This window comes from Flagellimonas yonaguniensis, from assembly GCF_029193885.1.
GTDB lineage: Bacteria > Bacteroidota > Bacteroidia > Flavobacteriales > Flavobacteriaceae > Flagellimonas > Flagellimonas yonaguniensis.
Genome location: NZ_JARFVB010000028.1, coordinates 1 through 10,130, shown reverse-complemented (window position 1 = coordinate 10,130; position 10,130 = coordinate 1). Strand labels below are relative to the sequence as shown.

Here is a 10,130-nt window from a genome sequence, read left to right as displayed (position 1 = left end):
ACACAAATAACTCTGCTTTTAAGGCTTTGGCCAGCTTAGTTCTGTCCGATAAAGAAATTAGTGTATCACTATACCTGGTTAAATAAATATCCAAAGGCTTTTTCATTTCATTATTCAGCTTCAAAATGGCATTTGCAATGGACAAAACCACATCCTTTTCTTGAATGCCTTTTATGCCGATTGCACCAGAATCTTTTCCGCCGTGTCCGACGTCAATTACAATTCGTTTTTGAACATTCAAATCCTGTCCACAAAAGAGGCAACTTTTTAAGAGCAAAATCACAAAACTGACGTTTTTGAGCAGGTTTTTCATTTCTAATTTTCAGGTTTTCAACAGGTTAACTTCAAAATTTCATAGCATTTGATGCTAAATAATAACATCTAAAATCAAACGCTATCAAATAATATTTTAATCACAAAATATTGATTTTCAGTTATTTATATTCAAATATATGTAAATTTCACATAACGAAAATGAACCAAAAATCTAATCCGTTTTGTTATGAAAAAATCAATCTATTTAGCATCACTTCTTTCGCTCTTATCCACTTCGCTTTTTGCTCAAATTGGTGGTATTGAAGATTCTGTTAACGATGTGGGTGATACCATCAGAACTATTTTTCCAATCTTATTGGGTGTCATCTTCTTGGTAGGCTTCCTATTTAATGCAGGACATTTCTTCGGCGAAAATGCCGACCTCAAAAAAGGGATAACCAGAGTACTGGTCTTTGTACTTATTGCAGGTGCAGTCGTAGGAATATTTACTTACCTCATAGGAATTGTTGTATAACTATGAAGAAGTTCGAGGTCTATAAAAACATCAGGAAAAGGGCGGTCATTTTTGGGCTGCCCATTTCCCTGTTTGCCTTAATGATGGTTTCCGTTTTGGCTTCATTACTCATCATCATCTTCTCATTCAGCTTTGGGATAATTATAGGTGTGTTGGTATTCAATGCTTCCCTATATGTGGCGCTGACAAGAATAGCCCACAATCCACAGCTATTCCAAATGGCAAAGGCTTTCCCAAAAATCATTAGTAACAAAAGAAATTCTGGCCTTGATTATGAACAAGATTAACCTTTCGGCATATCAACCTATTGTAGATATTCAGGATAATATCGTATTTGCCAATAATGGCAACGTAATCTGGTGCTATAAAGGGAATTTGCCAGAAATCTATTCCTTATCTGAAAAAGATTTTGAAGATATGCACGGTGCTTGGTTTCAGGCATTAAAGTCTTTGCCGGTTGGTACTGTGGTTCATAAACAGGATGTCTACCTCAAGAAATCATATACTTCAGAACAACTTCCGAATTCTACTTTTCTGGAAAAGGCTACCCACGAGCATTTTAAAGGGCGTGGGCATATCGAGCACAGCTGTTATTTGTTCTTCATATTGACCAAAAACAAGGCACTCAACAATCCGAAATACGTCAACCCTTTCAGAAAAGTTTCAAAGGGAATCGTACAGGAATTGGATGATAATATTAAGAGTTTTGCCAACTCGGTAAGCGATTCCGTTTCCTTCATCAACAATAGCCGGAAGATGGATTTTGTTTCGCTTAAAGCGGAAGAGATACAGCAACTAACAAGTGCCTATTTCAACGGTTTTAATGAAGGCTACGATACCGATATTTTACTGGACAAAAAAAGCGTCAATATTGGCGAAAACCATTTTGATGCCCTGGCCATCAACAGCGAACTGTGCTTTGGCGAAAGTGTACAGAGTAGCAAAACCAATGAGAAATTCACTTCTGACGATTTTGTGTTTCATCAAGGGTTTATTGATGGTTTAGGGCTTACGCTTAATGAGAACCACATTGTCAATCAAATCCTATATCTCGATGACAAACAAAAGTGGCGCAAGCTGCTCGATAAGAAGATTGAGGAACTCAATAAGAGTTCCAATTTCGGTTCACAGAATAAAGTTGTACTTAGCAAAATTCAGCACATCCTTGACCAAATCAATGCCGATGACAATGCCCGAATCATTCGTGGACATCTCAATATTGTCTATTGGGCAAAAGAAGCCAAAGAGCTCGACAAAATAACTTCAAAAATAAAGACTGAATTTAAAGAATTGGATATAATTCCATACTACCCGAGAGGCGAAGAACGTAAGAATTACATCCTTAACAGTTACTGTTGCTTCTCATCCAATTTCTCGAATAATGATTTGTATGTGACAGATTTGAAGCACGCACTTTGCCTGTTCATCAATAACACCAACTATAAAAGCGATAATACCGGAATCATCTTTAATGACCGTGAACATAACATTCCTGTACTGAAAGATGTTTGGGATGAAAAGAAGAAACGAATCAAAGCCAGAAACTTTGCCATTTTCGCACCAACGGGCGAAGGCAAATCCTTTTTGGCCAATAACATTCTGCGTCAGTATTTTGAAAGTGGCGTTCGCTTGGTTATCATAGATTTGGGTGGTTCATATACCAAGTTTGCCAAACTTTACCCAGAAAAATATACGGTACTTCGTTATGAAAGTGGAAAGAATCTAGGTATCAATCCTTTTTATATAAGTGATGTAAATGACCTTACACCTGAGCGACTGGAAGACCTATCCGTTTTCCTGTTTGAACTTTTCGCTTCAGATTTAAAGGTTACGAAAGCACAATCGGTGTCGGTAAAGAAGATACTGCGCCATTATTATGATAGCATTTCAGAAAATCACTCTTTAGATGGTTTTTACAGCTTTATAGAAAGGAATCAGAAAGACCTTCTGAGCACCCTAAAAATCCATCCCGACTACTTCAATGTTACGAGCTTCTTGCACGTAATGTCCGAATATGTCGGCGATGGTCTATACAGCTTCCTTTTTGAAGTAAGCCAAGACCAGACCTATAAAATCGAGGATAAACGATTGATTGTTTTTGAGCTAGATGAAGTTAAGGATAACAAGGAAATCCTATCTGTTATGTTGAAGCTGATTAAGTCAGCTATCCAAAGAACGATATGGAAAAACAGAGCTGAAAAAGGCATTATCCTTTTTGATGAGTTCGCCAAACAACTGAAGTTTGAAAACGTATTGGAAAGCGTCGAATTTTACTATCAAGCCATCCGTAAACAGAATGGTGCAATCGGTATCATTCTGCAATCCATCAACCAGCTGCCCAACAATTCGACTTCAGCAAGTATTCTCGAAAACACGCAGGTCATTTATAGCTTAAATAATGAAAAGGGCTATGACGAATTGGTCAAAAGGCTTAACCTATCGAGCCACGACCTGAACCAATTAAAATCCATCAAGAACAATCTTTCAGGACCGCGCAAGTACACCGAAATGTTTATCAAAATTGGCAGGGAAAGTAACATTTTCCGTCTCGAAGTTCCGAAGGAAGTATATGCCGCCTATTTGACCGATGGACAGGAAAACGAAGAAATAATGAAGCTCTACAACCAGCATCACGATATGCAAAAAGCAATAATTCAATTCACATCTAAAACATAATATTATGAAATCGAAGATTCACGAATACCAAAACAAATTTTTTACAATGAGTAAAACAAAAATCAAAATTTTAGTAATGACGGTAGCCCTGACCTTATTTATTTCAGGTAATGCTACTGCACAAGGAATGCCCACTTATGACAATACCAATTTTATCAGCTTGGTTAAACAACTGATAGAATCTGGCAAGCAAACGGCTCAAATGATTAAGTCTGTAAAATTCCTGAAAGATGCAAAAGAGGCAATAGAGAAAGTATCAAGCGTTGTTGAGCAACTGAGAGCAGTTGAGGAAATTGGACAGAATAATCAGCGTCTTATCAACGTAATGCAAAATGATTTACAGGATATTTTGAATTCGCCTTACATCAAACCCGATGAAGTTTCAAGGGTTGTGGAATCGTTTGACGCCATAGTTCAAAACTCATTGGACACGGTGGATTTTATTGATGAAGTCCTATCCAGCGATTACCTAAAAATGAGCGATGCCGAACGTGCTGAAATTCTGAAAGCAAAAGAGCAGGAATCCAAACAAATGGTTTCCAACATCACTACAAAAACCAAACGCTATCGTGACATCATTTCCTTTAGAAAAATGCAGGATAAAGTCAATAATCGAGAAACCGAATACTAAAAATGACGGCGACCATTCTCTTAGGAATCGGACTGGAATACATCGATACCGTTTTCCAGACCATACAGGCCAGCGACTTTTCGCAATACACGATTGCGGGAATGAAAACGCTCGCTGTCCTGTTCTTTCTGGTCAATATCCTTAAAAAGTACAACGAAGGCATTGCAGATAAGGATGGCTATACTTGGGGATTGAGTCCAGGCGAACTGGCAAAGAATTTTGCCATTGTCATTTTGGTCATTTTCTCAACGCAAGTATTAGGCTTTTTCGATGGCATCTTAGTTGCCATTGAAGGACAATATCGAGGAACTGCACCAGCCTTATTGCCATTGCAAATGCAGGACATTCCCATTGAAGAGGACGTGAGTATCATCGAGGTTGCCCAAGCTGCTATGACGCTCTTGTATGAAGCTTTGGTTACACCGCTTTACGGATTCAAAATATTTGCATTTATCATTAGCCTGTTCCTCTGGATATTGGATTTATTCATCTATCCATTGTTTTTGGCAGAACGCTTTTTTCTACTCGGAATAATGCAAACTTTTTTTCCCTTGGTCATTAGCCTTGCAGTCTTTGAAAAGTTCCGTTCGTTAGCTTACACATTCTTCAAGCTTTATGCTGCGGTCTATATGTTAGTACCTGCTTTCTTTTTAGTAAACGTCCTTGTGAATGCACTCTACACGGAAATCAACACCAATTTTTGGGTCAATTTGTTTGGAACCGATACAGGTCAAGGCTTTTTTGCACCTGTGGTTCAATTAGGTTCGGTAGGGTTTATTGTTTTCTTGAAGTTCAAACTGTATAAACGCGCCACATCTTTTACACTCAGACTATTTACTGCCTAAGGCAGATTAAAAACAAAAATATGAAAACACCATACAAGAATATTTACAACGTCCTAAAGCTGAATCGGTTTATCGTTTTGGCAGTCGTTGCCTGTGCCTTGCTGTCCAGCACATTTTCGGTTTGGATGGTATTCAACACCAATCAAAAAGCGCTCAATAGTGCCTTTGCCATTAATACAGATGGCAGTATCATTCCGCTGAAGCTCGTGACCCAAAAGGAAAATTTTCGGGTTGAAGCTTTAGCACATTTGGATCTCTTCCATAACTACTTCTATAACATCGATGCCAGCAATTACGAACGCAACTTGGAAAAGGCGTTGTGGTTGGGCAATAGTTCCGTGGACAATCTCTACCGCCAGAAAAAAGCCGATGGTGTTTACAACAGATTGCTTCAGTATTCCTTGGTTCAAAAAGTTCTGAGTATCGATTCAAGGATAACCGAAAACAATGGCTCGTACAATTTTACAACTACCACCATTTTTGAAATCAATAGAGGTACAATCATCGACACCTATGAATTGGTTTCCACCGGAAACCTGATTATGGTTGACAGAAACTTTCCCAACAATCCACACGGATTGTTGATTACCAACTATTTCGAGAACACCTTGAAAAAACTGAACGATGAAAATTGAGAAAAACAAAATAGTATTTGCTGCGGTATTGGCCGTGATTTTCATATTCCTTATTTCCTATTCGGTAATGGTAATGGGCGATGATGAAAGTGAAACTGAAAATCTTAAGCAGACCTTAGTGCCAGATTTGGAAGAGGACCAAAAAGAATATGATTCCAAACTGGATGCGATTAACGACTTGAAAAAAGTACGTGAAAACAATGCACCCAGCATCTACGATGAAAAACTGATTGATTCCTTGGGGTTTTACGACCCAGATTTACCAGAACGGGAAAAAGAACGTATCGTAGATAGCATCTATGAAGCAGGCAAGATTCAATATTCAGAAAAGCGATACCAAAATTTGGGACAGAGAAGAACAGTTCGCCAAGTGGCATCAACAATCGATTCTGCTGAAGTAAAACGGGAACAGAAAATTCAAGCAAAAGAATTGGGCTTGGAACATCAATTGTTCTTTGCCGCTTCGCCCAAACCCAATGAAGTTTCAATCATCGGCAATACAGATGAAACTATTTACGTGGTGGTAGATGGCGACCAAGTCGTAAAAGCAAACACCAGATTACGAATGCGTCTGACCAAAACTGCTAACATTAATGGTAAAGAAATGCCAAAGAACACACCTATTTTCGGTTTTATCAGCTTTCAGCCTAATCGGGCTTTAATTGAAATTGAAAACATACAACATCATCCTACAAAACTCAAAGCTTTTGATTTATCTGATGGTAGTGAAGGCATCTACGTACAGAACAATTTTAGAGCAGAAGCTACTACTGAAGTGTTGGATGATATTATTGGCGACATCAACATCCCTACCGTTCCGCAAGTAGGTGGCGTAACAAAGGTGCTCAGACGTAGCAACCGCAATGTTAAAGTAACCGTCCTGAATAATTACAAACTCATCTTAAAACCGAAATTATGAGCCCATAATGGGCATTTAAAACGCACTCTTATGAAAAAGTATATCATTATTTCCGCACTTATTATTGTTTCCGCTTTCGCACCTCGACTTTGCTCGGCACAGGCAACAGAACAACAGCAACCCATACCACTTGATACAATCTATGCCAACGACACCAAAAATGTTGCGCTATTCTTCCCAGAACCCATACGACAAGGCATAACGGGTTCAGATAATTTTGTTTTTACTTATAACCGTGAAAAAGAACAGTATTTTGGACTTCTTCAAGCAAAGCCTGGGAAGGAAAGTAATTTGCTGGTAGTCAACAGAAATGGTTCGATTTTTTCGTATATTGTAAGGTATAAAAAACAGCTTTCTAAGCACAATTATTTCATTCCGCTATCCAATAGTATCGGTAATGAAAAACCGATTGTAAAGGATTCGGTTCTTGTTGAATCTTCTGAAGAACTTGTAGATAACAGCACCTATTATTACCAAAAATTCTGCTCATATCTTCTCAATAGAAAACAGCGCATAGGGCGAATCAAGAAACGAAACGAGGGTATTATCTTGACCGTAGAAAACATTGTTTTTGATAAGGATGAACTCTATTTCGTTATCGAGATTGAAAATAATTCTTCGTTGGATTACGATTTGAATTTCTTGAACCTGTCTATTGAAACGAGACAAAAAGGGAAAAGGAAATCGTTGCAGCGACTGTATCAAGAACCGATATATAAACATAATCTGCCGTCCAAGATTAAGGAAAATGAAAGGGCTCGATTCGTTTATGTATTGCCCAAATTTTCATTATCCGATGACCGTAGGGCAATTTTGGAATTGAATGAAAAAGATGGCGAACGTAATATAGAAATGAAATTATCGCATAGATATATCAATAACCCAAATTAATACTATTATGAAAAGATTAGTCATTTGCTCGCTCGTACTGTTGTTTCTTTCTTGTTCAGAAAGCACAACAAAATCCCCTTCTGAAATTGCCAAAGTTGTTGCGTCAAGCTTTTTCTCAAAAGATGAATCAGCCTTAAAAAAGCATACCACTTCTGAGGGCTATGCCAGTTTGATAACTGTACAGAATATGATGCCAGATTCTGACCAAGACATCGAGGTAGAAATTTTAGACGAAGCTATTGATGGCGAACTTGCCTGGGTAAAATACAGCACTACCTACGATGGAAAAACAGGCATTTTTAAACTGACTAAGGAAAATGGTCAATGGAAAGTGACCAGTAAAGGTCCGAGGGAAAAAGGGCCTTTTTAAAAGACTTTTTTTAATTTTTATCGAGATTGACTTCCCAATAACCTCGTGTATCGCCTTGACGCGTTAAAAAGCCTTTATTTTTGATAGCTGTAATATGCTTACCAACAGCAGATTCATTAATACCCAAAGCTTCAGCTATTTCATTATAGGTTATGGAAGGATTAGCCGCAATAAGTTTAAGAACTTCTTTTTGTCTTTTAGTTAGAGCTTCAGTCGCATCAATTACACCACCTATTACACCACCTATTACACCACCTTTTTGACCACCCATTAGACCACCTATTTGACCACCTTCTTCAACAGCAGTTTCTTTAGCGTTAAAAGTCATTCTAAGGAAGTTATCTGAAAAGCCAAAACTCTCTTTGCCATAGTGTTCCAAAATACGAGGGATGCCAGAACCCAATTGTTCCACGAGTTCCAAATCCTTAAAAATCCGCATCAGTTCTTTGTTACGTGGAACTGAAAAGCCCTCGAAAAATTCCTGTTTGCTCAATCCTTCCGGAAGACCGCCTGCCGATGTGATTTCAATTCTATCAGCAAAGATTTCAAACTTTGGGGTAATCTCATTGGTATAATCATTATGTACAAAGGCATTGATGATGGCCTCGCGCAATGCGATGGGATTCCAAAGGCTGGCTTGTTGTCTTTCTTTGGCCGTTATTTTTGTGTTGGTTCGGTTCTCTACGGCAATTTTATCAATGACTTGTTTTGTCGCTTTTACTAAGCATTCGTGACCATATTCGTTGCTTTCTATCAAGTCTGTTCGGGTTTTGCCCGAATACTTGGCTACTTTAATTGAAGTGTTATTCTTATCTGCCAAGAGATAGCCGGCATAATTGAATGCGCCGTTTTCGGTCAATAGTTCCAAGTTCTTTGCAAAAGCTTTACCAAGGGTATGACCCGATTCCTCGTAGTAGATTTTCAACTGGCTAAAGCTTAAATATTGACGACCCGCTTTAATTTTGCTGATGGAATTTCGGGTGCGCTTGGCAAAGAGCTCGTCAATCATTTTTTGTGGCATCGGTTCAGCTGCTGAACCTAAGCGAATAAAACAACCCTTTTCACTCATCCCATATTTTTTGAGATGATAGGGTTTTTCAGGACCGCTCGCCACAATAACTTTCAGGATGTTTTTACCATCTCGTTCCTCACTCACAATATCAAACAAACCCAAAGCTGAAGGACGGATATTGTTCTTCAATCTATCCTTAATCTTCAATTGGTCGCCATCCGCATCAGCCAGACCGTAAGTGTTCCCTTCCTTATCAATACCAATATAAATAATGCCGCCTTCACGATAGTTCAAAAAAGCAATGACCTCTTTTTCAAGTCCATCGGACAGTTCTCGTTTGTATTCTATGCGGTTTGTTTCGGTCATTATTTAAATAAAAAAATCTGGTAGTAAAGATAATGATATTAAATTGTGGGAATAGATTTGTCAGTCTTTGATTAAAGGCCGTTTTCCTTTTCTAATGTCAAAATCATCCTATTTATTTTTTCTTTATCATATTCAAAATTCACTTTTGAACGCTCATACATCAACTTCAAAACCTTTTCGGTATATCTTTCTAAAAATTCATTATCTAAATGAGGGTAGTCGAAATCGGTATTATACCAGCTTGTAGAACCTGAATCGTCTCCTGGGTCTATTATTCCCGTTAAAGAATATCTGTGTAATAAATTGAATAAATTAAAATCATTGGTAACGAAATACGCAGATAAATCTTCGCCCAGATGCTTACTTATATTCGCATTATGCATACAATATCTCGAATGAAAAATATCCCAGACCGTACCTTTAATTTTCTTTATTGCAGACGATGATTTGTCGTCCAATCCAATCATTTTTCGGAATTCAGTTCTTCCACCAAATACACTCATTGCAAGTTTATATTCGATGCCCAGCATAAGACCCAAATCATCGACCATCCATTGTGTAAAAGAATCAATACTGGATTCAGCGTTATTCTTCTTGGTACTTTTAAGAGCAAGTTTTCTGATTTTCAATAAGGAACAGTAACTCATCCGCAAAATTGATAGGTTTTCATAGAACGAATCCGCATTCTCAAAATCTCTTACATCTTTTATCAAATGGAAATCCCTGTGAAAGTCAAAATTGCCCTTATTCAAATATTTATTGGGAATTTGTTCAAAAAAGTCTAATCGGTATTTAAAATCCCGGAATTTATCGTTCAAAAAACGCCCCTCTTTTTCACATAGCTCTAAAATACCAAATAGGCCATTTATGGATAAGCCGGGTAAACTGACCCACCTTCGCCGGATGAAACTGACCATGGCAAATGGACTGCCCAGATTTGATCTATCCTTGGGTTAAACTTAGTTTTTATTTTTCAATTTTCTTCTCATTGATTC

Annotated in this window: 12 protein-coding genes; 9 read left to right on the top strand and 3 right to left on the bottom strand. The window is 37.9% G+C overall.

What is annotated here, in order from left to right:
- Positions 1–313 (bottom strand): N-acetylmuramoyl-L-alanine amidase family protein (locus PY092_RS19340; protein WP_275617384.1); only part of this gene is annotated, 313 nt, incomplete at its 3' end.
- 189 nt (positions 314–502) lie between these two features.
- Between PY092_RS19340 and PY092_RS19335 the strand changes: the two genes are divergently transcribed.
- From PY092_RS19335 to PY092_RS19295, 9 genes are all read left to right on the top strand, one after another.
- On the top strand, positions 503–790 hold the full coding sequence (locus PY092_RS19335) for a hypothetical protein (RefSeq protein WP_275617383.1): 288 nt from the start codon (positions 503–505) through the stop codon (positions 788–790).
- Positions 791–792: 2 nt separating this feature from the next.
- Entirely contained in the window at positions 793–1,077 is a 285-nt protein-coding gene (locus PY092_RS19330; protein WP_275617382.1) for a hypothetical protein, read from the top strand.
- On the top strand, positions 1,064–3,466 hold the full coding sequence (locus tag PY092_RS19325; RefSeq protein ID WP_275617381.1) for a TraG family conjugative transposon ATPase: 2,403 nt from the start codon (positions 1,064–1,066) through the stop codon (positions 3,464–3,466). The genes PY092_RS19330 and PY092_RS19325 overlap by 14 nt, the downstream gene beginning before the upstream one ends.
- A 76-nt stretch (positions 3,467–3,542) precedes the next feature.
- Positions 3,543–4,097, top strand: coding sequence for a conjugal transfer protein (locus PY092_RS19320; protein ID WP_275617385.1), 555 nt, complete (start codon positions 3,543–3,545; stop codon positions 4,095–4,097).
- 2 nt (positions 4,098–4,099) lie between these two features.
- Entirely contained in the window at positions 4,100–4,942 is an 843-nt protein-coding gene (locus tag PY092_RS19315; RefSeq protein WP_275617380.1) for a hypothetical protein, read from the top strand.
- 20 nt (positions 4,943–4,962) lie between these two features.
- The gene (locus PY092_RS19310) at positions 4,963–5,577 is read left to right on the top strand and encodes a conjugal transfer protein TraK (RefSeq protein WP_275617379.1); all 615 of its coding nucleotides are present in this window, start codon (positions 4,963–4,965) and stop codon (positions 5,575–5,577) included.
- On the top strand, positions 5,567–6,496 hold the full coding sequence (gene traM / locus PY092_RS19305) for a conjugative transposon protein TraM (RefSeq protein WP_275617378.1): 930 nt from the start codon (positions 5,567–5,569) through the stop codon (positions 6,494–6,496). The genes PY092_RS19310 and traM overlap by 11 nt, the downstream gene beginning before the upstream one ends.
- Before the next feature lie 30 nt (positions 6,497–6,526).
- A complete protein-coding gene (locus PY092_RS19300; RefSeq protein ID WP_275617377.1) occupies positions 6,527–7,387 on the top strand; it encodes a DUF4138 domain-containing protein in 861 nt (286 codons plus the stop codon).
- Between the two features lie 7 nt (positions 7,388–7,394).
- On the top strand, positions 7,395–7,757 hold the full coding sequence (locus tag PY092_RS19295; RefSeq protein WP_275617376.1) for a hypothetical protein: 363 nt from the start codon (positions 7,395–7,397) through the stop codon (positions 7,755–7,757).
- 10 nt (positions 7,758–7,767) lie between these two features.
- Here the strand turns inward: PY092_RS19295 and PY092_RS19290 are convergent, their stop codons facing one another.
- Both PY092_RS19290 and PY092_RS19285 read right to left on the bottom strand, forming a co-directional pair.
- Positions 7,768–9,135, bottom strand: a complete 1,368-nt coding sequence (locus tag PY092_RS19290; protein WP_275617375.1) for an RNA-binding domain-containing protein — start codon at positions 9,133–9,135, stop codon at positions 7,768–7,770.
- Positions 9,136–9,206: 71 nt separating this feature from the next.
- Positions 9,207–10,052, bottom strand: a complete 846-nt coding sequence (locus PY092_RS19285; protein WP_275617374.1) for a hypothetical protein — start codon at positions 10,050–10,052, stop codon at positions 9,207–9,209.
- Positions 10,053–10,130 lie beyond the last annotated feature (78 nt).

Bases quoted from the DNA above. Each gene is read 5' to 3' on its own strand.
- PY092_RS19320 (WP_275617385.1), top strand. From the start codon at position 3,543: ATGACGGTAGCCCTGACCTTATTTATTTCAGGTAATGCTACTGCACAA.
- PY092_RS19315 (WP_275617380.1), top strand. From the start codon at position 4,100: ATGACGGCGACCATTCTCTTAGGAATCGGACTGGAATACATCGATACC.
- PY092_RS19285 (WP_275617374.1), bottom strand. From the start codon at position 10,052: ATGGTCAGTTTCATCCGGCGAAGGTGGGTCAGTTTACCCGGCTTATCC.
- PY092_RS19330 (WP_275617382.1), top strand. From the start codon at position 793: ATGAAGAAGTTCGAGGTCTATAAAAACATCAGGAAAAGGGCGGTCATT.
- PY092_RS19335 (WP_275617383.1), top strand. From the start codon at position 503: ATGAAAAAATCAATCTATTTAGCATCACTTCTTTCGCTCTTATCCACT.
- PY092_RS19310 (WP_275617379.1), top strand. From the start codon at position 4,963: ATGAAAACACCATACAAGAATATTTACAACGTCCTAAAGCTGAATCGG.
- PY092_RS19295 (WP_275617376.1), top strand. From the start codon at position 7,395: ATGAAAAGATTAGTCATTTGCTCGCTCGTACTGTTGTTTCTTTCTTGT.
- PY092_RS19325 (WP_275617381.1), top strand. From the start codon at position 1,064: ATGAACAAGATTAACCTTTCGGCATATCAACCTATTGTAGATATTCAG.
- traM (WP_275617378.1), top strand. From the start codon at position 5,567: ATGAAAATTGAGAAAAACAAAATAGTATTTGCTGCGGTATTGGCCGTG.
- PY092_RS19290 (WP_275617375.1), bottom strand. From the start codon at position 9,135: ATGACCGAAACAAACCGCATAGAATACAAACGAGAACTGTCCGATGGA.
- PY092_RS19300 (WP_275617377.1), top strand. From the start codon at position 6,527: ATGAAAAAGTATATCATTATTTCCGCACTTATTATTGTTTCCGCTTTC.